Annotated in this window: 24 protein-coding genes; all 24 read right to left on the bottom strand. The window is 68.2% G+C overall.

Going from position 1 to position 24,030, the window contains the following annotated elements; all coding sequences use genetic code 11:
* Positions 1 to 2: 2 nt before the first annotated feature.
* The gene (gene metK, locus ASF06_RS16260) at positions 3 to 1,199 is read right to left on the bottom strand and encodes a methionine adenosyltransferase (protein WP_055949393.1); all 1,197 of its coding nucleotides are present in this window, start codon (positions 1,197 to 1,199) and stop codon (positions 3 to 5) included.
* Positions 1,196 to 2,449: a bifunctional phosphopantothenoylcysteine decarboxylase/phosphopantothenate--cysteine ligase CoaBC gene (coaBC, locus tag ASF06_RS16255; RefSeq protein WP_055949773.1), complete on the bottom strand. Its 1,254-nt coding sequence runs from the start codon at positions 2,447 to 2,449 to the stop codon at positions 1,196 to 1,198. Before coaBC ends, metK begins: the two co-directional genes overlap by 4 nt.
* 136 nt (positions 2,450 to 2,585) lie before the next feature.
* Positions 2,586 to 2,849 (bottom strand): DNA-directed RNA polymerase subunit omega, encoded by a 264-nt coding sequence (rpoZ, locus tag ASF06_RS16250; protein ID WP_044438377.1) that lies wholly within the window; start codon positions 2,847 to 2,849, stop codon positions 2,586 to 2,588.
* Positions 2,850 to 2,979: 130 nt separating this feature from the next.
* Complete coding sequence (gmk, locus tag ASF06_RS16245; protein WP_055949391.1) at positions 2,980 to 3,861, bottom strand: guanylate kinase; 882 nt, start codon at positions 3,859 to 3,861, stop codon at positions 2,980 to 2,982.
* Entirely contained in the window at positions 3,858 to 4,766 is a 909-nt protein-coding gene (gene pyrF / locus ASF06_RS16240; protein ID WP_055949388.1) for an orotidine-5'-phosphate decarboxylase, read from the bottom strand. The genes gmk and pyrF overlap by 4 nt, the downstream gene beginning before the upstream one ends.
* On the bottom strand, positions 4,763 to 8,056 hold the full coding sequence (gene carB, locus ASF06_RS16235) for a carbamoyl-phosphate synthase large subunit (RefSeq protein WP_055949384.1): 3,294 nt from the start codon (positions 8,054 to 8,056) through the stop codon (positions 4,763 to 4,765). Before carB ends, pyrF begins: the two co-directional genes overlap by 4 nt.
* Positions 8,056 to 9,237, bottom strand: a complete 1,182-nt coding sequence (carA, locus tag ASF06_RS16230) for a glutamine-hydrolyzing carbamoyl-phosphate synthase small subunit (protein WP_157439239.1) — start codon at positions 9,235 to 9,237, stop codon at positions 8,056 to 8,058. The genes carB and carA overlap by 1 nt, the downstream gene beginning before the upstream one ends.
* Positions 9,234 to 9,782 (bottom strand): PH-like domain-containing protein, encoded by a 549-nt coding sequence (locus ASF06_RS16225; protein ID WP_055949381.1) that lies wholly within the window; start codon positions 9,780 to 9,782, stop codon positions 9,234 to 9,236. Before ASF06_RS16225 ends, carA begins: the two co-directional genes overlap by 4 nt.
* Positions 9,775 to 11,109, bottom strand: coding sequence for a dihydroorotase (locus tag ASF06_RS16220; RefSeq protein WP_055949376.1), 1,335 nt, complete (start codon positions 11,107 to 11,109; stop codon positions 9,775 to 9,777). Before ASF06_RS16220 ends, ASF06_RS16225 begins: the two co-directional genes overlap by 8 nt.
* Positions 11,106 to 12,062, bottom strand: coding sequence for an aspartate carbamoyltransferase catalytic subunit (locus ASF06_RS16215; protein WP_055949373.1), 957 nt, complete (start codon positions 12,060 to 12,062; stop codon positions 11,106 to 11,108). Before ASF06_RS16215 ends, ASF06_RS16220 begins: the two co-directional genes overlap by 4 nt.
* On the bottom strand, positions 12,059 to 12,613 hold the full coding sequence (gene pyrR, locus ASF06_RS16210; protein ID WP_055949768.1) for a bifunctional pyr operon transcriptional regulator/uracil phosphoribosyltransferase PyrR: 555 nt from the start codon (positions 12,611 to 12,613) through the stop codon (positions 12,059 to 12,061). The genes ASF06_RS16215 and pyrR overlap by 4 nt, the downstream gene beginning before the upstream one ends.
* A 125-nt stretch (positions 12,614 to 12,738) precedes the next feature.
* Complete coding sequence (gene nusB, locus ASF06_RS16205) at positions 12,739 to 13,152, bottom strand: transcription antitermination factor NusB (RefSeq protein WP_055928832.1); 414 nt, start codon at positions 13,150 to 13,152, stop codon at positions 12,739 to 12,741.
* A gap of 18 nt (positions 13,153 to 13,170) precedes the next feature.
* Positions 13,171 to 13,734: an elongation factor P gene (efp, locus tag ASF06_RS16200; RefSeq protein WP_044438393.1), complete on the bottom strand. Its 564-nt coding sequence runs from the start codon at positions 13,732 to 13,734 to the stop codon at positions 13,171 to 13,173.
* Positions 13,735 to 13,817: 83 nt separating this feature from the next.
* Complete coding sequence (locus ASF06_RS16195; protein ID WP_055949370.1) at positions 13,818 to 14,255, bottom strand: type II 3-dehydroquinate dehydratase; 438 nt, start codon at positions 14,253 to 14,255, stop codon at positions 13,818 to 13,820.
* Positions 14,256 to 14,266: 11 nt separating this feature from the next.
* Positions 14,267 to 14,698 carry a hypothetical protein gene (locus ASF06_RS16190; protein ID WP_055949367.1) on the bottom strand — a complete coding sequence of 144 codons (432 nt, stop codon included), beginning with the start codon at positions 14,696 to 14,698 and terminating at the stop codon, positions 14,267 to 14,269.
* 77 nt (positions 14,699 to 14,775) lie between these two features.
* Positions 14,776 to 15,861 (bottom strand): 3-dehydroquinate synthase, encoded by a 1,086-nt coding sequence (gene aroB / locus ASF06_RS16185; protein WP_055928842.1) that lies wholly within the window; start codon positions 15,859 to 15,861, stop codon positions 14,776 to 14,778.
* On the bottom strand, positions 15,858 to 16,364 hold the full coding sequence (locus ASF06_RS16180; RefSeq protein ID WP_055928846.1) for a shikimate kinase: 507 nt from the start codon (positions 16,362 to 16,364) through the stop codon (positions 15,858 to 15,860). Before ASF06_RS16180 ends, aroB begins: the two co-directional genes overlap by 4 nt.
* Before the next feature lie 12 nt (positions 16,365 to 16,376).
* Positions 16,377 to 17,582 (bottom strand): chorismate synthase, encoded by a 1,206-nt coding sequence (gene aroC / locus ASF06_RS16175; protein ID WP_055949364.1) that lies wholly within the window; start codon positions 17,580 to 17,582, stop codon positions 16,377 to 16,379.
* 127 nt (positions 17,583 to 17,709) lie between these two features.
* Complete coding sequence (locus ASF06_RS16170; RefSeq protein WP_055949360.1) at positions 17,710 to 18,579, bottom strand: shikimate dehydrogenase; 870 nt, start codon at positions 18,577 to 18,579, stop codon at positions 17,710 to 17,712.
* Positions 18,569 to 19,774, bottom strand: a complete 1,206-nt coding sequence (mltG, locus tag ASF06_RS16165; protein ID WP_235501042.1) for an endolytic transglycosylase MltG — start codon at positions 19,772 to 19,774, stop codon at positions 18,569 to 18,571. Before mltG ends, ASF06_RS16170 begins: the two co-directional genes overlap by 11 nt.
* Positions 19,767 to 20,258 carry a Holliday junction resolvase RuvX gene (gene ruvX, locus ASF06_RS16160; RefSeq protein WP_082501015.1) on the bottom strand — a complete coding sequence of 164 codons (492 nt, stop codon included), beginning with the start codon at positions 20,256 to 20,258 and terminating at the stop codon, positions 19,767 to 19,769. Before ruvX ends, mltG begins: the two co-directional genes overlap by 8 nt.
* Before the next feature lie 4 nt (positions 20,259 to 20,262).
* Complete coding sequence (gene alaS, locus ASF06_RS16155) at positions 20,263 to 22,920, bottom strand: alanine--tRNA ligase (protein ID WP_055949357.1); 2,658 nt, start codon at positions 22,918 to 22,920, stop codon at positions 20,263 to 20,265.
* A gap of 73 nt (positions 22,921 to 22,993) precedes the next feature.
* Positions 22,994 to 23,212, bottom strand: coding sequence for a hypothetical protein (locus ASF06_RS16150; protein WP_055949354.1), 219 nt, complete (start codon positions 23,210 to 23,212; stop codon positions 22,994 to 22,996).
* A 41-nt stretch (positions 23,213 to 23,253) separates the two neighbouring features.
* Positions 23,254 to 24,024, bottom strand: a complete 771-nt coding sequence (locus ASF06_RS16145; RefSeq protein ID WP_055949351.1) for a hypothetical protein — start codon at positions 24,022 to 24,024, stop codon at positions 23,254 to 23,256.
* Positions 24,025 to 24,030: the final 6 nt, after the last annotated feature.

Here is a 24,030-nt window from a genome sequence, read left to right as displayed (position 1 = left end):
ACCTAGATGCGCGCTGCGGCCTGCAGCTCGGCGACCCGGTCGAGTCGCTCCCACGTGAAGTCGGGGAGTTCGCGACCGAAGTGGCCGTATGTCGCCGTGGCGCCGTAGATGGGACGCAGCAGGTCGAGGTGCTGGATGATGGCTGCCGGGCGCAGGTCGAACACCTCGGTGATGGCCTCGATGATGCGGTCGTCGGGCAGCTTGCCCGTTCCGAAGGTCTCGACGTAGAGGCCGACCGGTGCGGCCTTTCCGATGGCGTACGCGACCTGCACTTCGAGCCTGTCGGCGAAACCTGCGGCGACCGCGTTCTTCGCCACCCAGCGCATGGCGTACGCCGCCGAACGGTCGACCTTCGACGGGTCTTTTCCGCTGAAGGCGCCGCCACCGTGGCGCGACGCTCCCCCGTAGGTGTCGACGATGATCTTGCGGCCCGTGAGCCCGGCATCGCCCTGCGGGCCTCCCACCACGAACCGGCCGGTGGGGTTGATGAGGAAGTTCGCCGAGCGTGAGTCGAGGTCGCTCGCCGCGAGCACGGGCTTGATGACCAGCTCTTCGATGTCGTGGAAGAGATCGGCGTTGGTCACCGACTCGGTGTGCTGCGTCGAGAGCACCACCGTCTCGATGGTCTTCGGCACGATGCCGTCGTAGCCGATGGTGACCTGGGTCTTGCCGTCGGGGCGCAGGTAGCCGAGCTCACCTGTCTTGCGTACCTCGGCGAGGCGTTCGGCCAAGCGGTGTGCCAGCCAGATCGGCAGCGGCATGAGCTGCGGCGTCTCGGTGGTGGCGAATCCGAACATGATGCCCTGGTCGCCGGCGCCCTGCAGGTCGAAGGGATCGCTGCGCGTCTCGCCCTGGCGGTTCTCCCAGGCGTTGTCGACACCGGCCGCGATCTCGGGCGACTGGGCGCCGATCGATACCGACACCCCGCAGCTCGCACCGTCGAAGCCGACGTCGCTCGAGGTGTAGCCGATCGACGACACCTTCTCGCGCACGATCGTGGGGATGTCGACGTAGCCCGACGTCGTGACCTCTCCCGCGACGTGCACGAGGCCGGTCGTGACGAGCGTCTCGACGGCGACGCGGCTCGCGGGGTCAACCTCGAGAAGCGCGTCGAGGATGCTGTCGGAGATCTGATCGCAGATCTTGTCGGGGTGTCCTTCGGTGACGGACTCGGACGTGAAGAGGCGAAGGCTCGTCATGGTGCTCCAGGGATTTCTGAGGGTGTGCGGTGCCTGTCTTCGAGCAGTCGCCCGGCAAGCACAGACAGGATCTCATCGGCCACCGACAGCTTGCTGCCCCGGGCCTCGATCACTATAGACCCGGCCCGGTCGAGGACCGTCACGGTGTTTCCCTCCGTTGCGAAGCCCTCCGTCCAGCCGACCCGGTTGACGACGAGGTAGTCGCAGCCCTTGCGGGCGATCTTGGCGCGGCCCAGGTCGAGAAGTGCGGCGTCGGTGTCGGCGGTCTCGGCGGCGAAACCCATGACGAGCTGGTCGGCGCGGGCGTGCGAGGCGAGGGCCGCGAGCACGTCGGGGTTTTTGACGAGCTCGAGGGTCATCGCGTCGCCCAGCGACTCTTTCTTGAGCTTGGCGTTCGAGACGGCGGCCGGGCGATAGTCGGCGACGGCGGCGGCCATGATGATGACGTCGTGCGAGGAGGCGGCCGATTCCATGGCCGTTGCCAGCTCGGCCGTGGTCTCGACGGAGACGACCTCGACGCCGTCGGGAACGGGTACCTCGAGGTGCGCCGCCACAAGGGTGACCTCGGCGCCTCGGGAGGCTGCCGCGCGGGCGAGGGCGGTGCCCTGGCGACCGCTCGACCGATTGCCGATGAAGCGAACGGGGTCGAGTGGCTCGCGGGTGCCGCCGGCCGAGATGAGCACCCTCACGCCGGTCAGGTCGCCGTCGGGCGCGGCCGGCCCCGCGGCGGCCGCGACGGCCAGGGATGCGGCGACGATCTCGTCGACCTCGGCCATCCGACCGGCACCCGAATCGGTGCCGGTGAGTTGGCCGCTCGCCGGGCCGACGAAGTGGATGCCCCGCGATGCCAGCCTGGCGGCGTTGGCCACCGTCGCGGCGTTCTGCCACATCTCGGTGTGCATGGCCGGGGCGACGACGATGGGCGCCTTCGACGCGAGCACGGTGTTGCCGAGCAGATCGTCGGCGAGGCCCGCCGCCATCTTGGCCAGGGAGTTGGCCGTGGCCGGGGCGATCACGATGAGGTCGGCGGACTGCCCGATCGAGACGTGCCGCACCTCTGCCACGGCCTCGTAGAGGTCGGTGTGCACAATGTTGCGGGAGATGGCCTCGAGGGTGGGCTTGCCGACGAATCGGAGGGCGTGCTCGGTGGCCACGACCTGAACGTCGTGGCCCGCCAGCACGAATGCCCGCACGACGCCCACGGCCTTGTACGCCGCGATGCCGCCGGTGATGCCCACGACGATGCGCAGGCGCTTCTGCGGTTCTGTCACGTCAGTTCTGACCCTTCGACGAGAAAGCCGGTGCCGTTAACGAACGAATCCGCTCCCCGGCCGTGCGGGGGCGAACCCGACGACAGCCCGGGGAACGGACCTGCATTCGCTGCTGCTATTCGGTGGCCGCGATGGGCTTGACCGTGAGCTTGTCCTCGTTGATCTCGTGCATCGCGACCGAGAGGGGCTTGTCGTCGATGGTCGAGTCGACAAGCGGTCCGACGTTGTCGAACAGGCTTCCCTCGTGCAGGTCTGCGTAGTAGTCGTTGATCTGGCGTGCGCGCTTGGATGCGAAGATCACGAGCGCGTACTTGGATTCAACCTTCGACAGCAGTTCGTCGATGGGGGGATCGATGATGCCCTGTGCCCTGTTGACCATGGTGATACTCCTTGATTGGCCTCGCCGGCCGGATTGAGAAAAGATCGTGCGGTGATCGTGAGGGGGTCACCGTGCACAAGTAGACAAGTCTACCTCGTATTGGCCGCTGATCACTCGGATCAGCCGCTTATCACTGCATGAGCTCCACGACGTCGCGTGCGGCGGCCTCGACATCGTTGTTCACGATGAGGTAGTCGAACTCGTTCTGGGCGGCCAGTTCGACCTCGGCGGTCGCGAGACGCCGCTCCTGCTCCTCGGGCGATTCCGTTCCCCGGCCGGTGAGCCGGCGCACGAGCTCCGCCCAGCTCGGCGGGAGAAGGAAGACCAGGCGTGCCTCCGGCATGGCGGCCCGAACCTGCCGGGCGCCCTGGATGTCGATCTCGAGGAGCACACTCTTGCCCTCGGCCAGCGCCGTGTCGATCGGGGCGCGAGGCGTGCCGTAGCGCGACGAGTTGTGCACGACCGCCCACTCGAGGAATTCGCCGGCCTCGATCATGCGGTCGAACTCGGCATCGTCGACGAAGTAGTAGCTCACACCGTCGACCTCGCCCGGGCGGGGGGCCCGTGTCGTGGCCGAGACCGACAGGAGCACGCCGGGCACGTTCTCGCGGATCCACGTCGACACCGTTCCCTTGCCGACCGCAGTGGGGCCGGCCAGCACGACGAGTCGCGAGGCCGTCTCGTCGCCCGTGAACGGAGCCCGCTTCAGCAGGTACTCCCGCAGGCGGTCGCGCTGCAGTGCGCCGAGTCCGCCCAGGCGTTTGCTGGGAGAGATCGACAGTCGCTCGATGACGCGCTCGATGCGCACCCGACCGAGGCCCGGGATGCCCTGGAGCAGCTCGGTCACCCGCATGCCGGCCTCGAGGCTTTCTGGATGCGCCGATGCGCGATCGAGGACGCCCGTCGCGCTTCGACGCTGCTCGGTCACGGCCTTCTTGATGGCGGCCCGGGCGCGTCGGGCGGCGATGGCCGCCCGGGAGCCGGCGGCGCGGTCGACGTCGGGAACGGTCATGACAGGGCTCCGGATAGTTGGCCCGCCTGGTCGGCGAGCGTGTCGGCGAGGGCGGATGGCCCCGCGGACAGGGCGGATCTCGACGTGCTCACGATCGTGCCCGCCGCGAGCGGGCCGTAGATCGAACCGATGTCGTCGAACAACGCACCCTGGTGGCCGAAGCCCGGCGCGAGCACGGGCATCAGCGGCGCCCCGTCGGCGAGGGAGTTCACGTCGACGCCGTAGTCGAGGAGGTTCTTCGTTGCACCGAGCACGACTCCGATGCTACCGAGTGCCGGGGTGTCGTCGTCACCGGAACCGTCGCCGTCGCTGTCGAGGTCGATGGCGTGCTGGCGGTTCCACTCGTCGATTTCCGTCGCGACGAGCCCGGCGACCGTCAGGTCTGCGCGCTCATCCGCTGAGACCAGGGCCGTCTGGACCAGCCGGGACTCCGGGTTCGAGGTGGCCGCGAGCACGAACGCGCCCTTGCCGTGCTGCAGGGCGAGGTCGAAGACTCCCCCGAGCGATCCCGTGCCCGCGTACGCAGCGAGGGTCACGGCATCTGCTTCGAGTGGCGAGCCCGGCGTCAGCCAGGCGTCGCCGTAGGCGTCGACGCTCGATCCGATGTCTCCCCGTTTCGCGTCCGCGATCACGAGGAGCCCAGCCTGCCTCGCTGCGGCGAGCACGTCTTCGAGGGCGGCGAAACCGGCCGAGCCGAACACCTCGAAGAAGGCGACCTGGGGCTTCACGATTCCGATGGTTCCACTCGCGGCGTCCACGACCCTCAGCCCGAATTCGCGCAGCCCGGCCGGCGTACGCGGCAGGTCCCAGGCATCCAGAAGGAAGCCGTGGGGATCGATGCCGACGCACAGCCGACCTCGCTGCTCGATGGTCGTGTGCAGCCGCTGGCCGAACGACCGGGTCACAGGCGCGCAGCCCGGGCGATCGCGTACTCCTGCAGGCTCGACACGTCGAAGCCCTCGCGAGTCGCCTCGAACGAGGCCACGGCCGCGCCCAGTTGGGCGATGGTCGTGAACAGCGGCTTGTCGGCGGCGACGGCCGCAGCCCGGATCTCGTAGCCGTCTGCGCGTGCGCTCGAGCCGCTCGGCGTGTTCACGACGATGTCGACCTCGTTGCGGTTGATCAGGTCGACCACGGTCGGCTCGTCGCCGTCGGCCGATGCGCCCTCGCTGAACTTGCGCACGATGCGGGCCGTGATGCCGTTGCGGTTCAGAACTTCGGCGGTTCCGGCCGTCGCGAGGATGTCGAAGCCCAGTTCGAGCAGGCGGAGAACCGGGAGAACGATGGCGCGCTTGTCGCGGTCGGAGACGGACACGAAGACCGTTCCGGAGGTGGGCAGACCGCCGTACGCGGCCTCCTGGCTCTTGGCGAAGGCGCGGGGGAAGTCACGGTCGATTCCCATGACCTCGCCGGTGGAGCGCATCTCCGGGCCGAGCAGCGAGTCGACGATGAGGCCGTCTTTCGTGCGGAAGCGCTTGAACGGAAGCACGGCCTCCTTCACGGCGATCGGCGAGTCCATGGGAACGATCGATCCGTCGACGACCGGCAGCATGCCCTCGGCCTTCAGCTCGGCGATCGTCGCGCCCACCATGATGCGCGACGCGGCCTTGGCCAGGGGTATGCCCAGGGCCTTCGCCACGAAGGGAACAGTGCGGGAGGCGCGGGGATTGGCCTCGAGTACGTAAAGGATGCCCTGGCCGATGGCGAACTGCACGTTCAGCAGGCCCTGCACCCCGATGCCCTCGGCGATGGCGAGCGTCGCCGTGCGCACCCTGTCGATGACCTCGCGGCCCAGGGTGACGGGAGGCAGCGTGCAGCTCGAGTCGCCGGAGTGGATGCCGGCCTCCTCGATGTGCTCCATGATGCCGCCGACGTAGAGCTCGTGGCCGTCGTAGAGCGCGTCGACGTCGATCTCGATCGCGTCGTCGAGGAAGCGGTCGACGAGCAGAGGGTGGGAGGGATCGATGATGCCCTGTCCGGCCATGCGCGAGAAGTAGTCCTCTAGCGAGGGCGAGTCGTAGACGATCTCCATGCCGCGACCGCCGAGCACGTACGAGGGGCGCACGAGCACCGGGTAGCCGATGTCCTCGGCGATGGTGACGGCGCCGCCGAAGTCGCTCGCCGTGCCGTTCTTCGGCGCGAGGAGCTGAGCATCGTCGAGGATCTTCGAGAAGAGTCCGCGCTCTTCGGCCAGGTCGATGGCCTCCGGCGTGGTGCCGAGGATCGGAACGCCCGCCGCCTTGAGGCCCTTGGCGAGGCCCAGGGCCGTCTGGCCGCCGAGCTGCACGACCACGCCGACGAGCTCGCCGGACTGGCTCTCGGCGTGGATCACCTCGAGCACGTCTTCCAGGGTGAGCGGCTCGAAGTAGAGCCGGTCGCTGGTGTCGTAGTCGGTCGAGACCGTCTCGGGGTTGCAGTTGATCATGATCGTCTCGAAGCCCGCGTCCGACAGGGCGAAGGAGGCGTGCACGCAGGAGTAGTCGAACTCGACTCCCTGGCCGATGCGGTTCGGGCCGGAGCCCAGGATGACGACCTTGCGCCGGTCGGAGGGTTCGACCTCGGTCTCCAAGTCGTAGCTCGAGTAGTGGTACGGCGTGAGCGCGGGGAACTCCCCCGCGCACGTGTCGACCGTCTTGAACACGGGCCGCACGCCCAGGATGTGCCGGACCTCGCGCACCTCTTTCTCGCCGAAGCCGCGGAGGGCGGCGATCTGGGCGTCGGAGAATCCGTGCTCCTTGGCCAGCAGGAACATGTTCGTGTCGGCGTTCTCGCTCGAGGCGATGGCCTCGGCGACCTCGTTGATCAGAACGATCTGGTCGATGAACCAGGGGTCGATCTTGGTGGCGTCGAAGACCTCCTCGGCCGTGGCACCGGCGCGGAGCGCCTGCTGCACGGTGACGATGCGTCCGTCGGTCGGCACGCTGGCCAGGGCCAGCAGTTCGTCTTTGGATGCGTCGAGCGGCTCCCAGTGGAACGACGAGCCGCGCTTCTCCAACGACCGCAGGGCCTTCTGCAGGGCCTGCGTGTAGTTGCGGCCGATGGCCATGGCCTCGCCGACCGACTTCATGGTGGTCGTGAGCGTGGTGTCGGCGGCGGGGAACTTCTCGAAGGCGAAGCGGGGAACCTTCACGACCACGTAGTCGAGTGTCGGCTCGAACGAGGCGGGCGTCACCTTGGTGATGTCGTTCGGGATCTCGTCGAGGTGGTAGCCGATGGCCAGCTTCGCCGCGATCTTCGCGATCGGGAACCCGGTGGCCTTCGAGGCCAGCGCGCTGGAGCGCGAGACGCGCGGGTTCATCTCGATGACGATGACGCGGCCGTTCGACGGGTCGATGGCGAACTGGATGTTGCAGCCGCCCGTGTCGACGCCGACGGCACGGATGATGTCGATGCCGATATTGCGCATGTTCTGGTATTCGCGGTCGGTCAGGGTGAGCGCCGGGGCCACGGTGATCGAGTCGCCGGTGTGCACGCCCACGGGGTCGACGTTCTCGATGGAGCAGACCACGACCGTGTTGTCGGCCGTGTCGCGCATGAGCTCGAGCTCGTACTCCTTCCAGCCGAGGATCGACTCCTCGAGCAGGACCTCGGTGGTCGGGCTCTGGTGCAGGCCGTCGCCGACGATCCTGCGCAGCTCGGCCTCCGTGTAGGCGAAGCCCGATCCCAGTCCGCCCATCGTGAACGAGGGGCGCACGACCAGGGGGTAGCCGAGGTCGAGGGCGAACTCCACGGCCTCGTCGACCGTGTGCGCGATGTGGGAGCGCGCGACGTCGGCACCGGCATCCAGAACGAGCTGCTTGAAGATCTGCCTGTCTTCGCCCTTGTTGATCGCCTCGAACGAGGCCCCGATGAGCTCGACGTCGTACTTCTCGAGGATGCCGTGCTTGTGCAGGTCGATGGCCGCGTTGAGGGCGGTCTGGCCGCCGAGGGTCGGCAGGATCGCGTCGGGCTTCTCCTTCGCGATGATGGTCTCGATGACCTGCCAGGTGATGGGCTCGATGTAGGTCGCGTCGGCGAAGTCCGGGTCGGTCATGATCGTGGCCGGGTTGGAGTTCACGAGGATGACGCGCACGCCCTCCTCGCGGAGCACGCGGCACGCCTGGGTGCCGGAGTAGTCGAACTCGCACGCCTGGCCGATGACGATCGGGCCGGAGCCGATGACCAGGACACTCTTGATGTCTTCCCTGCGAGGCATTACTGGTTCTTTCCGTCGATGATGGAGTGGATCTCTGTCTGCGGCTCGCCCTTGTCGATCGCCAGCACCATGTCGCGGAAGCGATCGAAGAGGTACATCGAGTCGTGCGGGCCCGCAGCAGCCTCGGGGTGGTACTGCACCGAGAAGGCGTCGATGTCGAGGCAGCGGATGCCCTCCACGACGTTGTCGTTCAGGCTGAGGTGGCTGACCTCGACCCGGCCGAAGCCGGCCGGGCTCTCCACGACGCCCTCGCGCGGCGCATCCACGGCGAAGCCATGGTTCTGGCTGGTGATCTCGACCTTGCCCGTGGTCTTGTCGAGCACCGGCTGGTTGATGCCCCGGTGACCGAAGGGCAGCTTGTAGGTTCCGAAGCCGAGTGCGCGGCCGAGCAGCTGGTTGCCGAAGCAGATTCCGAAGTACGGGATCTTCTCGGCCAGCACATCGCGCAGCAGCTGCACGTGACGCTCGGATGCCTCGGGGTCGCCGGGGCCGTTCGAGTAGAACAGAGCGCTCGGCTTGAGGGCGACCACCTCGTGGGTGGTCACGGATTCAGGAAGCACGACGACGTCGAAGCCGCGCTGCGCGAGGTAGCGCAGCGTCGACGTCTTCACGCCGAGGTCGAGGACCGCGACACTGCCGACTCGCTCGCCGACGGCCTCGATCGTGTACTGCGTCGGGGTCGACACCTCGCTCGAGAGGTTGCGGCCGGCCATGTCCTCCGCCGCCCGCACGATGGCGAGCTGTTCCGAGTCGCTCAGGTCGAAGTCGTCGCCCGAGAAGATGCCGGCGCGCATGGCGCCGAGCGAGCGGAGGTGCCGGGTGATGGCACGCGTGTCGACGCCGGAGATGCCGACGATGCCGCCCGAGACGAGATCGTCGTCGAGGCTGCGCGTGGCGCGGTGGTTGGAGACGACGCGGGAGGGGTCGCGCACGACGTAGCCCGCGACCCAGATCTTCGCCGACTCGAGGTCGTCGTCGTTCGTTCCGGTGTTGCCGATGTGCGGGGCGGTCTGCAGAACGATCTGCCCCGCGTAGGAGGGATCGCTGAGGGTCTCCTGGTATCCGGTCATGCCGGTGGCGAAGACCGCCTCGCCCAGGGTGCGCCCACGGGCGCCATAGGCGCGTCCGGCGTAGCGCTTGCCGTCTTCGAGTACGAGGACGGCGGGTTCTGTAGAGATCACGCGAGGGATCCTTCCTGGTCTGGGGTGGAGAGGCCGTCTGGCGGCACAAGGGCTTCGATCGCCTCGATGAGGCGGGAACTCTGGTCGGGATTCTCGATGCGGAAGAAGCTCTCGACATCGGCCGCGGGGGTCGGGGCCTCCGATTCGAGGGTCCAGTCGAGGCGCACGAGACCGCCCTCCTCGACGACCCGGTCGATCGTCCACGTCGATGTGCCCACCGAGCGGATGCGGTCGGCCCCGACGAAGACCTGCGGCTCGCCGGTCACGGCGACGAGAACGCCGGCGTCGAAGACCGAGACGGAGGCGCGCCCCCGGAAGCCGAGACCGGGCAAGGTCACCCTGTCGAGTGGAGCACCCGCGGTCGTCGTCGAGACGTAGAGGCCGGTGACGGCGACGCGCAGCTCACCGAGCAGCTCGTCGGCGGGCACGGCGGCGGTCGACAGCGCCGACTGGCGGCGGCCGCGCGCGCGCCAGCCGAGCACCATGAGAATCAGGAGCCCGATGACCCCGACGATGATGATCGAGCCGGGCAGGATCCTATCCACGGGCCACCCCCATCGCCGCGGCGGCGACCTCGCCCGCATCGACGACGACGCCGTCGTTCACGGTCTGGTAGCCGCGGTGCAGGGTGTGCCGCACGGAGCCGGGCAGGGTCATGCCGAGGTACGGAGAGTTGTGGCTCTTGCCGGCGAGCCTGTCTCTGGAGAAGGCGCTCGACGACGCCGGGTCGACGAGCACGATGTTGGCGCTCGACCCGATCTCGAACGAGTGGCTGTGTCCCGCGAGGCGACCGATCCCGGCGGGCGTCTGCGACAGCACGCGGGCAACGTCGGCCCAGCCGAGCAGCCCGGTGTCGACAAGCGCAGCCTGCACGACCGAGAGGGCGGACTCCAGGCCTACCATGCCGAACGCGGCGTGATCCCACTCGCAGTCCTTGGCCTCCTCGGGGTGGGGCGCGTGATCGGTGGCGACGATGTCGATGGTGCCGTCGACGAGGCCCTCGCGCAGGGCTCGCACGTCTTCGTCGCGACGCAGCGGCGGGTTCACCTTGTAGCGCGCGTCGTAGCTGCGGATCAGGTCTTCGGTGAGCAGCAGGTGATGGGGCGTGACCTCTGCCGTGACCTCGATGCCGCGGGCCTTCGCCCAGCGCACGACGTCGACAGAGCCGGCGGTCGACACGTGGCAGATGTGCAGCCGGGTGCCGACGTGCTCGGCGAGCAGCACGTCGCGCGCGATGATCGACTCCTCGGCCACGGCGGGCCAGCCCTTGAGACCGAGCTCGCTCGAGAGGGCGCCCTCGTTCATCTGGGCGTTCTCGGTGAGGCGCGGGTCTTGCGCGTGCTGGGCCACGACGCCGTCGAAGGTCTTGACGTATTCGAGGGCGCGCCGCATGAGCAGGGAGTCGTGAACGCACTTGCCGTCGTCGGAGAAGACGCGCACGGCGGCCCGGGAGTTGGCCATGGCGCCGATCTCGGAGAGCCGCTCGCCGGCGAGGCCGACGGTCACGGCGCCGATCGGGCGCACGGTGGCGTAGCCCGCCGACTCCCCCAGCGCCTGCACCTGCTCGACGACGCCGGCCGTGTCGGACACCGGCATGGTGTTCGCCATGGCGAAGACGGCGGTGAATCCGCCCGCCGCGGCCGCGCGCGTGCCGGAGAGGACGGTCTCGCTCTGCTCGAAGCCGGGCTCCCGGAGGTGCGTGTGCAGGTCGACGAGACCAGGCAGCGCGACCAGGCCCGCGGCATCCAGAACTCGCGCGCCGGACGGCGTCGCGATTGCGGTGCCGCGCTCGGCGATGCGGCCGTCTGCCACGAGCAGATCGGTGGTCGTGCCGTCGGGCAGGGTCGCCCCGCGGATGAGGGTCGTTGTCATGATCTGGCCTCCCGGTCGCCGGACAGCAGTGAGTACAACACGGCCATGCGGATCGACACCCCGTTCGCCACCTGTTCGATCACGGTGGACTGCGCCGAATCGGCGGCACGAGACGAGATCTCGAGGCCGCGGTTCATGGGGCCGGGGTGCATGACAATGCTATCGGGGCGGAGCGCGAGGAGTCGGTCGTCGTCGAGCCCCCACTGGCGCGCATACTCGCGGGTGGTGGGAAAGAAGGCGGCGTTCATGCGCTCCTGTTGGATGCGCAGCATCATCACGACGTCGGGCCGCACCTCGGCGAGTGCGGCGTCGAGGTCGTAACGGATGTCCACCGGCCACGTCGATGCCCCGACGGGAACGAGCGTCGCCGGCGCGACGAAGGTGACGTGGGCGCCGAGCGTCTCGAGCAGCCACAGGTTCGACCGCGCCACTCGGGAGTGCAGGACGTCTCCGACGATCATCACGCTCACTCCGTCGAGGTCGCGGCCGCGCGCCGCGTCGCCGTGGATGCGTCGCCTCATCGTGAACGCGTCGAGGAGGGCCTGCGTCGGGTGCTCGTGGGTGCCGTCGCCGGCGTTGACCACCCCGGCGTCGATCCAGCCGCTCTGGGCCAGCACCTGCGGCGCGCCCGATGCCGAGTGCCGGATGACGACGCCGTCGGCGCCCATGGCGGCCAGGGTCTGCGCCGTGTCCTTGAGGCTTTCGCCCTTCGACACGCTGGAGCCCTTCGCCGAGAAGTTGATGACGTCGGCCGAGAGGCGCTTCGCAGCCACCTCGAACGACGTGCGCGTGCGGGTCGAGTCCTCGAAGAAGAGGTTTACGACCGTCTTGCCGCGCAGGGTGGGAAGCTTCTTGACCTCGCGGTTCTGCACCTCGCTCATGTCTTCTGCGATGTCGAGCAGAGCGATCGCGTCATCACGGAGCAGGTCTCGGGTCGAGAGCAGGTGCCTCATGCGCCGGCCCCCGTCGCGAGGTCGATGCTGACCTCTTCGCTGCCGTCGATCTCCGCGAGACGCACGTTGATGCGCTCGTCGGTGGAGCTGGGCAGGTTCTTGCCCACGAAGTCGGCCCGGATCGGCAGTTCGCGGTGGCCGCGATCGACCAGCACGGCGAGCCGCACGGCCCGCGGTCGTCCGAGGTCTCCGATCGCGTCGAGCGCGGCGCGGATGGTGCGACCCGAGTAGAGCACGTCGTCGATGAGCACGACCGTCTTGCCGTCGACGCCCCCCGAGGGAACACGGGTGCGCTGCGGTGCTCTGGTGGGATGATGGGCGAGGTCGTCGCGGTACATCGTCACGTCGAGCGAGCCCACGAGATCGGCGGGCGCTCCCGGTTCGATCTGCCGGATCTGCGCGCCGATCCTCTCGGCGAGCACCACACCGCGGGTGGGGATGCCGAGAATGACGAGGTCGTGCGGTCCACGGTTGGACTCGAGGATCTCGTGCGAGATCCGAGTCAACGCCCGGGCTATGTCAGAGTTCTGCAGCACGATTCGAGCCACGATCCTGACCTCCTTCCCCGTCTCACAGGACGGATGGTTAAAGGATGTCTGTTGCGTCATCGAGCCTAGCAGGCGGCGCCGACACTCAGCTGCTCAGCTGGCTGCCGCCCGCATCAGGCCGTCGCGCTTCAGCCCTTCGACTGGTGCACGCGGCCGAGGATGCCGTTGAGGAAGCTACCGGAATCGTCGGTGCTGAGCAGTTTGGCTGCGTCGACGGCCTCGTTGATCGCGACACCGTCGGGAACGTCGTCGTTGAAGAGGACCTCCCAGATGCCGATGCGCAGAAGCGCGCGGTCGATGATGGGCATGCGGGCCAGGGTCCAGCCCTGGGCGTACGTCTCGATGAGCTCGTCGATCTCGTCGCCATGGTCGACGATGCCGTCGATGATCTCGCGCGCGTAGAGCCACGAGGCTTCACGGGCGGGTTCGCTCAGCGCCCTGGTCGCCTCGGCGGCGAGGGCCTCGTTGATCGAGATCTGCCGCACATCGGCGGCGTACAGCACGTCGAGGGCGCGCTTTCGAGCTTTGGTGCGTGCGCTCATTACCGGTACCGGCCGGGGTCAGTCGTTCACGCGGCCGAGGTAGTCCCCCGTGCGCGTGTCGACCTTGACGCGGGTGCCCTGCTCGAGGAAGAGGGGAACCTGGATCTGGTAGCCGGTCTCGACGGTGGCGGGCTTGGTGCCGCCGGTCGAACGGTCGCCCTGGAGGCCCGGCTCGGTGTAGGTGATCTCGAGCGTCACCGATGCGGGGAGCTCGACGTAGAGCGGCAGGCCCTCGTTCAGCGCGACGGTGACGGCCTGGTTCTCGAGCATGAAGTTGGCGGCGTCGCCGACGACGGCCTCGGTCACGGTGAGCTGGTCGTAGTCCGCGGTGTCCATGAAGACGAAGTCGTTGCCGTCTTTGTAGAGGTACTGGAAGTCGCGACGGTCGACGTTCGCGGTCTCGATCTTGGCGCCCGCGTTGAACGTCTTGTCGACGACCTTGCCGGTGAGAACGTTCTTCATCTTCGTGCGCACGAATGCGCCGCCCTTGCCCGGCTTGACGTGCTGGAAGTCGATGACCGCCCAGAGCTGGCCGTCGATCTTGAGGACGGCGCCGTTTCTGATGTCGCTGGTTGAAGCCATGGAAAAACTGTTCCGTTCGAGTGAAGAATTGTGCGGGCGCGAAAATTGACCCTCAGTGAGTGTACCGTCCCCCGCATCGGGGCCTAGTTGAGGCCGATGATCGCCCTCAACGCCAGGCGGTAGGAGTCGAAGCCGAAGCCGGCGATGACCCCGGTGGCGATGCCGGAGATCACGCTGGTGTGGCGGAAGGTCTCCCGGGCGTGCGGGTTGCTGATGTGCACCTCGACCAGCGGGACGCCGGCCTTAGTGACCAGGGCGGCGGCGTCGCGGAGACCGTAGCTGTAGTGGGTGAACGCGGCCGGATTCAGGATGACCGGTGTGCGTGAATCGACGGCCTCGTGCATCCACCCGATCATCTCGCCCTCGTCATCGGTCTGACGCAACTCTATGGTTGCCTCGTCGCCCGCATCGGAGGTCAGCACCGCTCGGAGCGCCTCGAGGTCCTGCGATCCGTAGACGTCGGGCTCGCGGCTGCCGAGCCGCGAGAGGTTTGGTCCGTTCAGCACGAGCACAGTGGTCATGACGCCTAACTCTAGCGACGCGCCGACGACCTCGCCTTCATCATGCGGAGGCCGTCGTCGTGCACGAGATAGATCGCGAAGACGTCGACGGCTTCGTCGCGGGCGGCCTCGTGCAGCCCGTCTGCCCACAGCTCGTCGAAGCCGTGCGGCGTCTCCTCTCCCGGGCGTTCGAGGGCGAACAGGATGCTGCCGCCCGGAGAGTATTCGTCGAGGACCTGCCCGAGGCTCGACACGATCGACCGCAGCTCGTCGCCTGACGGGCTCGCAGGGATTGAATCGATCGGGATGACGATGGGCAGCTGCTCGCCGTCGGGGGCGACGAAGAACGCCCACAGCTGGCGGCGCAGCGCCGGACCGAGCAGCCTCGACAGCAGCTCTCTGGCATCGGCGTCGTTCGTGATGATGGTGTCTGGACCGGGGGTCGAGGGAGTGAATGCCGTCATGCGCCCACTCTGGCGGGTTCCCTCGAGCGCCGGGACAGTCATCCACAGCTCGGGCAACGCCTCCTGCACAGCTCGGGTCAGGAACCGATCTCCTGATAGGCGGCGAAGAGCAGCGACGTCTCGGGGCCCGCGAGAACCGACGGCTTCGCCAGGTCGTCGAGCACGATGAAACGCAGCATTCCCGCACGGGCCTTCTTGTCGCGCTGCATCGTGGCCAGCAGCGTCTGCCACCGCCCCACCGGATAGCTGACGGGGAGCGTGAGAGAGGTCAGGATGCGCCGGTGCCGGTCGACGACCTCGTCCGACAGGGCGCCGGTCAGTCGGCCCAGTTCGGCCGCGAACACCATGCCGACCGAGATCGCGGCGCCGTGCCTCCACTGGTAGCGCTCGGCGTGTTCGATCGCATGCCCCAGCGTGTGGCCGTAGTTGAGGATCTCGCGGAGGCCCTGCTCGGTGAAGTCCTCGCCCACGACGCGGGCCTTCATCGCGATCGAGAGCTCGACGACCCGCCTGAACTCGGGAGTCGACGGGTCTGTGGCGCGATCGACGTCGGCCTCGACGATGTCGAGGATCTCCGGCTCCGAGATGAATCCGGCCTTCACGATCTCGGCGAAGCCAGCGAGGATCTCGTTCCTCGGGAGTGTGTCGAAGGTGTCGAGATCGCCGACGACGGCGGAAGGCGCGTAGAAGGTGCCCACGAGGTTCTTGCCCTCGGCCGTGTTGATGCCGTTCTTGCCGCCCACGGCTGCGTCGACGAGGCCGAGGACCGAGGTCGGCACCTGCACGAGCCGCACACCGCGCAGCCAGGTCGCCGCGACGAAGCCGGCGAGGTCGGTGATGGCTCCCCCGCCGAAGCCGATCACCGCGTCGGTCCTGGTGAAGTCGCTCTGGCCCATGACCTGCCAGCAGAACGCCGCGACCTCCACGCGTTTCGCCTGCTCGGCATCCGGCACCTCGGCCAGGAGCACCTCGTAGCGGTCGAGGAGACTCTCGCGCATGGCAGCGGCCTTCGCCGCCAGCGTCGGGGCGTGCACGATGAGCACCTTGCGCACGCCCTGGCCCAGGAACTCCGAGAGGTCGCCCACCAGACCGCGGCCGATCACGACCTCGTAGGGGTCTTCTCCGGTGACGGGGATTCGAGTGGCGGGCGTCGTGTCGGTCATGGTGTGTCTCTCTGGTGGCTTCGGCTGCGCGCCCACTGGGCGATCTCGGTGGCGATGAGCTCGGTCGGTCTGTGCGAGGTGTCGACCCGGAAGTCGGCGAGCGATTCGTAGAGCTCGCGTCGGGAATCGACGAGTGCCTGCCACGACTCGATCGACGACACGAGCGGCCGCTTGCCGTTCGACAGGCGTGCGGCCACAGCCGAGGCCTCCACCGTCAGGAGCACCACGGGAAGGTCGGCGATGTCGTCACGGGTTCGCGGATCGAGCACCGCGCCTCCCCCGAAGGCGACGACGCCGCTGCCGACGAGCGCATGCTCGACCGCGATGCGTTCCAGCGTTCTGAAATGGGGTTCTCCGTGGGTCGCGAATAGCTCCGAGATGGGGCCGTGCTCCCGCACGATCTCGGTGTCGGTGTCGGTGAAGGGAACACCGAGGATGCGGGAGAGCTTCTTGCCGATCCGCGACTTTCCGGCTGCGGGCGCACCGATCAGCACGACGAGCATCGGGGCGGGCCGCTAGTCGGTGCCGTCGGTGCCGGCGGATGCGAGTCGCTCGGGGATGTGCGCGAGGTACGACTCGAGATTGCGCCTGGTCTCCGGAACGGAGTCGCCGCCGAACTTCTCGAGCACGGAGTTCGCCAGGACGAGCGCGACCATGGCCTCCGCCACGACTCCGGCCGCGGGAACCGCGCAGACGTCGGAGCGCTGGTGATGGGCTGCTGCCGCCTCACCCGTGGCCACGTCGACGGTGCGAAGGGCGTGCGGGATCGTCGCGATCGGCTTCATGCCCGCTCGCACGCGCAGCACCGTTCCGGTGCTCATGCCGCCTTCGGTGCCTCCTGCCTTGTCGCTGAGACGCGCGATACGGCCGTCTTCCTGCACGAGCTCGTCATGGGCATCCGACCCGCGACGTGTGGTCGTGAGGAACCCGTCGCCGACCTCGACGCCCTTGATGGCCTGGATGCCCATCAGGGCCGCGGCCAGAGCGGAATCGAGTCGCCGGTCCCAGTGCACGTAGGAGCCGAGGCCCGGGGGAACCCCGTAGGCGAGCACCTCGACGACGCCGCCGAGAGTGTCGCCGTCTTTGTGGGCGGCGTCGACCTCGGCCACCATCAGGGCGCTCGTCGCCTCGTCGAAGCACCGCAGCGGGTCGGCGTCGAGCGCGTCGACGTCGCGTGGCAGGGGAAGTGGACTGCCCTCGGGCACCCGCACGGGGCCGATCGAGAGCGTGTGGCTGACGAGCGTGATGCCGAGCTCCGAGAGGAAGCTTCTCGCTACGGCACCCAGGGCCACCCGCGCTGCCGTCTCCCTGGCGCTCGCGCGCTCGAGAACGGGCCTGGCCTCGTCGAAGCCGTACTTCTGCATACCCACGAGATCGGCGTGGCCCGGGCGCGGCCGGGTGAGAGGCGCGCCACGGCCCCTGCTCGCCTGGTCGGCGTCGACAGGCTCCGGGCTCATCACCTCGACCCACTTCGGCCACTCGGTGTTGCCGATGCGGATGGCGATGGGGCTGCCGAGCGAGTAGCCGTGCCGAACACCGGCGGAGAGCGTCAGCTGGTCTTGTTCGAACTTCATGCGTGCCCCGCGGCCGTAGCCGAGCTTGCGACGGGCCAGGTCGGCACGGATGTCGTCCATGAGCACGGGGACGCCCGCGGGCAGCCCCTCGAGGGTGGCGATGAGCTCGGGGCCGTGCGACTCACCGGCGGTGATCCAACGAAGCATAAGAAAGCTGTTCCTTCAGGCGGCAGAGCGGTCACCGGCGGCCGGTGACCGGCGTGCGGACGGGTCGGCGTGCAGACAGCCGACATCCGATCTTCCCATAGATCGTCTGCGGCCTCGGGCGACGAGGCTATGGGGTGGGCAAGGCCCCCGGCGCATCGAGCGACGATTCCATCGCCGATAGCACGGCGGCCTCGTCGGTCAGCGGGAGGGCCGGATCGCCGTGCACGAACACGCGCACCTGGAGCAGCGCCTGGTGCAGCAGCATACGAAGGCCCGAGACGACCTGCTGGTCTGCGAGCGACCACACCGCACCGAGCGCACTCGGCCACGGATGGTAGGCCACATCGAGCAGGTGCGACCGGGAGGGCAGCGAGCTCTGCCGCACGAGCTCGACGGGGCCGGCGTCTCCCGGCAGCGTGGAGATCACGAGTGACGCGTCGATGACCTCGAGCGATGCGGCCGTCAGCGGAAGCAGGGTGATCGCCGTGCCGGAGGCGGCGGCGATCTGCCTCAGCGGCTCGGCCTTCTCCGGTGTTCTCGCGAGCACGCTCACATGCTCCGCGCCGAGCTGGGCCGCTGCGACGACGGCCGAGGCCGCGGTCGCGCCGCCGCCCAGCACCGCCACGTGGCGCGCGGACTCGATGGACTTCTCGGCGAGGGCGCGCACGATGCCCCCGACATCGGTGTTGAAACCGTCGAGACGCCGCGAGCCGCCCTCGTGGGAGAAGCGCACGGTATTGGTCGACCCGGTCAGGATGCTCAACTCGTCGCGGTGGTCGAGCAGCGGCCGGATTCCGTGCTTCAGCGGCATGGTGAGCGAGAGACCCACCCACTCGGCTCCGCGCTCGGCCACGAATGCGGCCAGCTCGTTCTCGGAGACGTCGATCGCCTCGTAGTGCCAGTCGAGACCGAGCACGGAGTAGGCGGCCCTGTGCAGACGCGGTGACAGCGAGTGCGCTATCGGCGATCCGAGAACGGCCAGACGGCTACTCGACATCGGGATGCGCCGCCCACCACTCCTGAAGGCGCTCGACCGCCGCGGCGTGCTCGTCGGCGGTCTCGGAGAACACCGTCTCGCCAGTATCGAGGTCGACGGTCACAAAGAAGAGCCAGGGTCCGTCGACCGGATGCAGCGCCGCGTTGATCGCGTCGTCGCCCGGGTTCGAGATGGGCCCCACCGGGAGGCCCGGGTTGGCGTAGGTGTTGTAGAGGTTGGATGCGTCCTCGCGCTCCTCGGGTGTCGTCTCGACGCGACTGTGGCCGGCGCCGTACGCGACCGTCGCATCCGATTCGAGGTTCATGCCGATGTTGAGCCTGTTCGTGAAGACCCGCGAGACCTTGAACATGTCTTCCGAGCTTCCGGCCTCCTTCTGGATGAGGGCGGCGAGGGTGACGACCCGGAAGCGGTCGGCCGGCGCGACTCCGGCTGCATCGAGCGACTCGAACGACCGGTTCACCATGGTCTGCAGCATGTCTGTCGGAGTCTGGTCGGGTTCGAACTGGTAGGTCGCGGGGAAGAGGAATCCTTCGATGGAGGGGGCTTCGGCGGGTACGCCGAGCGCGGCGTAGTTCGCCCCCACTGCCTGGAACTCCTCGATGGGCATGCCGGTGACATCGGCCAGCTCCTGGTAGATGCCCTTGGCGCTGGATCCCTCCGGGATCGTGACCGTGAAGTCGACCTTGTTGGCCGGGTCGAGGAGGGCCGACAGCGCGGCCTTCGAGCTCATCTTCTCGGCGAGCTTGAATGTGCCCGTCTGGAACACCGGTTGCGGGTTCTCTTTCAGCAGCAGGGAGTAGAAGGTGTCGGAGCTCTTGACGACTCCGGCCTCTTGCAGCTTCACTCCGATCGCATCGCCGAACTCGCCGTCGGCGATCTTGACCATCACCTCGCCCGAGCCGTCTCCGCTGTAGTCGTCCGTCGACTCCGGGGTCAGCATCGCGGTGATCTGCGGTTCGAATGTCGAGTAGACGAACGCCCCCGCCCCGGCGACGAGGCCGAGGATCACGACGGTGACGATGACCGCGGTGAGCGCGCGGCGACGTCGAGGCGGCTTGCCGGACGGCCGTGCGGTGGAATGCGTCTCGCGTCGTTCCCTGCGAGACTGCGCCTGAACCGCGGGCTTCGACGTCGAAGCGGGTTCACGCAGGAACTCGGAGAACGGGTGGTCTTCTGGTGGCTGGCGATCAGTCACGGTAATCCCCCTGTGGATCGGGTCCCAACTCGGATGCGGCGATCCCGGGCGGGTTTCCCGTGGACGCCTCCGAATCGAGGGCATGCTGCAAAAGTATAACCGCGGCGATCTGGTCGATCACTGGACGCGAGCCTTTCACAGCGCGGCCGGAGGTATGGAGCGCGGCCTGGGCCGATACGGTCGTGAGTCTTTCGTCGATCATGCGCACCGGCGTCTTCGTGGCGGCCGCGATCCGCGAGGCGAAGGCGATCGCGTCGTCTGTCGACGGGGTGTTGGCTCCCGAGAGCGACAGAGGGAGGCCGACGACGATCTCCGTGCAGTCGAGTTCGGCGCAGAGTGCGGCGATCCTGTCGACGTCGGCCGAGCCGTCGGAGGCTCGGGCCACCGTCTCGACCGGCGTTGCCAGCATGCCGTGGAAGTCGCTGCGGGCGACGCCGATGCGGGCTCGGCCCACGTCGACGCCGAGGCGCACGCCCGACCTCACCCGATCAGCCCAGAACCGTCTGCGACACCGCCGCGAGAGCGCTGTCGATCGCGGCCACAAGAGTGCCGCCACCCTGGGCGAGATCGTCTTTTCCGCCGCCGCCGCCGCCGAGAATGGATGCGGCCTGCTTGGCGAGTGCCCCGGCCCGATGACCGAGCGCGCGTGCCGCGTCGTTGGTCGCGACGATCACGACGGGCTTCTCGCCCACCACTGCCGCGAGGGCGACGACGGCGGGAGCCGAGCCGAGTCGCTCGCGGACGCCGGTCACCAGCGCACGCAGATCGTCTGACGACGAGAGTTCGCCCGCATCGGCTGCGACGAGGCGCAACTCTCCCGCGGTGCGTGCCGACTCGACGAAGCCGGGAACCCGGGCGGTGAGCGCGCTGGCCTCGTAGGCCGCGAGCTTCTTCTCGGCGGCCTTGAGGTTCGAGACCAGGTCCTGGATGCGCGCGGGCACGTCTTCTCGAGGAGCCTTCAGCGTGGCGGCCAACTGGGTGACGACGCTGCGCTCGGCGGCGAACTGACGGAATGCCTCGATACCCACGAGGGACTCGACTCGACGGTTGGTCGATCCGATCGACGATTCGCCGAGGATGTTGATCATGCCGATCTCCGAGCTGTGCTGCACGTGCGTGCCGGCGCAGAGTTCGCGCGACCACGGTCCCCCGATGTCGACCACGCGCACGACGTCGCCGTACTTCTCGCCGAACAGGGCCATGGCGCCCAGGGCCTTGGCCTCGTCGAGGGGAAGCTCGCGAGTGACGACTTCGAGGTCGCTGCGGATCGCGAGGTTGGAGACCTCCTCGATCTCCGATCGCGTCTCGGTCGAGAGGGGCTGGTTCCACGAGAAGTCGAGCCGCAGGTAGCCGGCCTTGTTGTACGAACCCGACTGGTGCGCCTGCGGGCCGAGCGTCTGTCGCAGTGCGGCGTGCACCAGGTGGGTTCCCGAGTGCGCCTGGGTAGCACCTCGGCGCCAGTCTGGATCGACCACGGTGGTGGCGGCATCGTCGACGGCGACCTGGCCGCTCGTGACGTTCACGCGGTGGCTGATGAGCCCCTTGATCGGCTTCTGCACGTCGAGCACCTCGAGCTCGAAGCCGTCTCCGCGGATCACTCCCGAATCGGCCTCCTGTCCGCCGGACTCGGCGTAGAGGGTGGTCTCGGCGAGGATGACCTCGAGGGTCTCGCCCGCGACGGCGCTCGTCACCGACTGCCCGTCGATGATGAGGCCCAGGATCGTCGACTCGGTGACCAGCTCGTCGTAACCGAGGAAGGTGGTCTCGCCGGCAGCGCGGAACTGGCTGTAGACGCCCAGGTCGGTGATGCCGAGCTTCTTGGCCTTCGAATCGGCCTTGGCGCGCTGCTTCTGCTCGCTCATCAGGGATTCGAACGCCACGCGGTCGACGGCGAGTCCGGCCTCCTCGGCCATCTCCATGGTGAGGTCGATCGGGAAGCCGTAGGTGTCGTGCAGCTGGAACGCCGTGTCGCCCGCGAGGTTCTTGGCGCCCTTCTGCTTGGCCGAGGTCACGGCCAGGTCGAGGATGTTGATTCCGCCGCTGAGGGTGCGCAGGAACGACTCCTCCTCCGCATACGCCGTACGGGAGATGCGGTCGAAGTCGGCCTCGACCTCGGGGTATGCCGCCTTCATGGCGTCGCGGGAGGCGGTGAAGAGCTCGGGGAAGACCGCGGTGTCGACGCCCAGCAGGCGCATGGATCGAACGGAGCGGCGGAGGAGCCGGCGCAGGATGTAGCCGCGGCCCTCGTTCGACGGCATGACCCCGTCGGACATGAGCATCAAGGCACTGCGCACGTGGTCGGCGACCACGCGCATGCGCACATCGTCTTCGTGGTCGGCGCCGTAGCGGCGGCCGGAGATGACCGAGGCCGTGTCGAGGACGGGTCGCACCTGGTCGATCTCGTAGAGGTTCTCGACGCCCTGCTTGAGGAAGGCGACGCGCTCGAGGCCCATGCCGGTGTCGATGTTGCGACTCGGCAGGTCTCCGAGGATCTCGAAGTCGTTCTTGCCTGTGCCCTCGCCACGCAGGTACTGCATGAAGACGAGGTTCCAGATCTCGATGTAGCGGTCGTCGTCGGCCGCAGGTCCGCCCTCGCGACCGTAGGCGGGGCCGCGGTCGAAGAAGATCTCCGAGCAGGGGCCTGCGGGGCCGGGCTGGCCGGTTGACCAGTAGTTCGAGTCCATGCCCAGGCGCTGGATGCGCTCGTCGGGCAGGCCCGCGGTCTTCTTCCAGTACTCGATGGCCTCGTCGTCGTCTTCGTAGACGGTGACCCACAGGTCTTTCTCGTCGAATCCGAGGCCGCCGTCGGCCTCCGGGGTCACGAGGAGCTCCCAGGCGTAGCGGATCGCCTGCTCCTTGAAGTAGTCGCCGAACGAGAAGTTGCCGTTCATCTGGAAGAACGTGCCGTGGCGGGTCGTCTTGCCCACCTCCTCGATGTCGAGCGTGCGGATGCACTTCTGCACGCTGGTGGCCCGAGGATACGGCGCGGGTACGAGGCCCGTGAGGTAGGGGATGAACGGCACCATGCCCGCGACGGTGAAGAGCAGTGTCGGGTCGTCGCTCACCAGTGAGGCCGACGGAACGACCGTGTGCCCCTTGTCTGCGAAGAAGGTGAGCCAGCGTTGGCGGATATCGGCGGTATGCATGGTGTCCGTAGCGTTCAGCGCATCGGGCTGCGAGGCGTCGCAGCCACAGACGCGAAAGGGGAAGTGAAGAGGATTACTTGCCGGTCGAGGAGAGCGCCTCGCCGGCGTCGCCGAGCACGGCGCGGAGTTCGGACTCCCGCTCGCGGTAGCCGTCGACGATGGATTCGGTGAATCCCTTGGTGTGCTTGTCGAGATCGGAGAAGAACCTCCGGCCCTCCGCCGTCTGGTTCACCTGGTGGGCGACAACGAATCCGAGGGCGACTCCGAATGCGAGCCACAGGATTTTCTTCATTGTTCTCTCCTCGAGACGCAGATGGGACGGGTGAGTCGAGTTTAGTCGGCGCGCACGGCGAAGGCGGTCGCCCGCCGAGCGACGTCGTCGTCGAGCCGGCGTCGCCAGGCCGCGTCGAGCGTGGCGTCGTCGGTGTCGTCGTCGAGCACGGTGAGCCAGCCGGAGAGCTCGGCGTCGAGCCACTCGAACTGCCGAACGGATGCCGCGAGCACGTCTCGCGGGTGGGTATAGCTCTCCCACGACACGGCGATGCGATTGAGCACCACGTAGATCCAGGCCTGGTCGAGCACGGCGTCGTCGATGTCTCCCCCGGCGCTCTCCGCGAGCACGGCCTCGAGCGCGGCGACGTCGTCGCGGAGGGCGGCCACGCGTGCGGCCGAGTCGAGACGGGCGTCGGAGGATGCCGCCTTGCCCGCTGCGACGATGCTGCAGGCCTCCTCGCCGTCGACGAGGTCGCGCCGCATGCCCTGGTAGAGCTCGGGCAGTGTCAGTCGGAGGCTGTCGGGGATGTCGTACGTGGTCACGGGATGCCGTCCGCCGGGGTTGCCGAACACTGTTCCGACCTCCATGGCGGCGACAGTCGGTACCCCGATGTCGCGCGTCGGCGCATCCACGAAGGAGGGAGCAGGCTCCGCTGCCACCGGTGTGCCCTGGGCGCCGACGCGTCCGAAGATGTAGTCGGCCTGGGGGTTCACGCCCACGTCGGGATCGGAGGACGAATCCGAGTACCGGATGTAGCGCACCGTGGAGCGCACGATGAAGAACAGGCCGACGGCGAGCCCGATGGCCAGGACGATGAAGAGAAAGCTCACGGCCCG

Source organism: Agreia sp. Leaf244, assembly GCF_001422695.1.
Lineage (GTDB): Bacteria > Actinomycetota > Actinomycetes > Actinomycetales > Microbacteriaceae > Agreia.
Note: the sequence above shows the minus strand (reverse complement) of the source record. Positions and strands in the feature narration are given on the sequence as shown.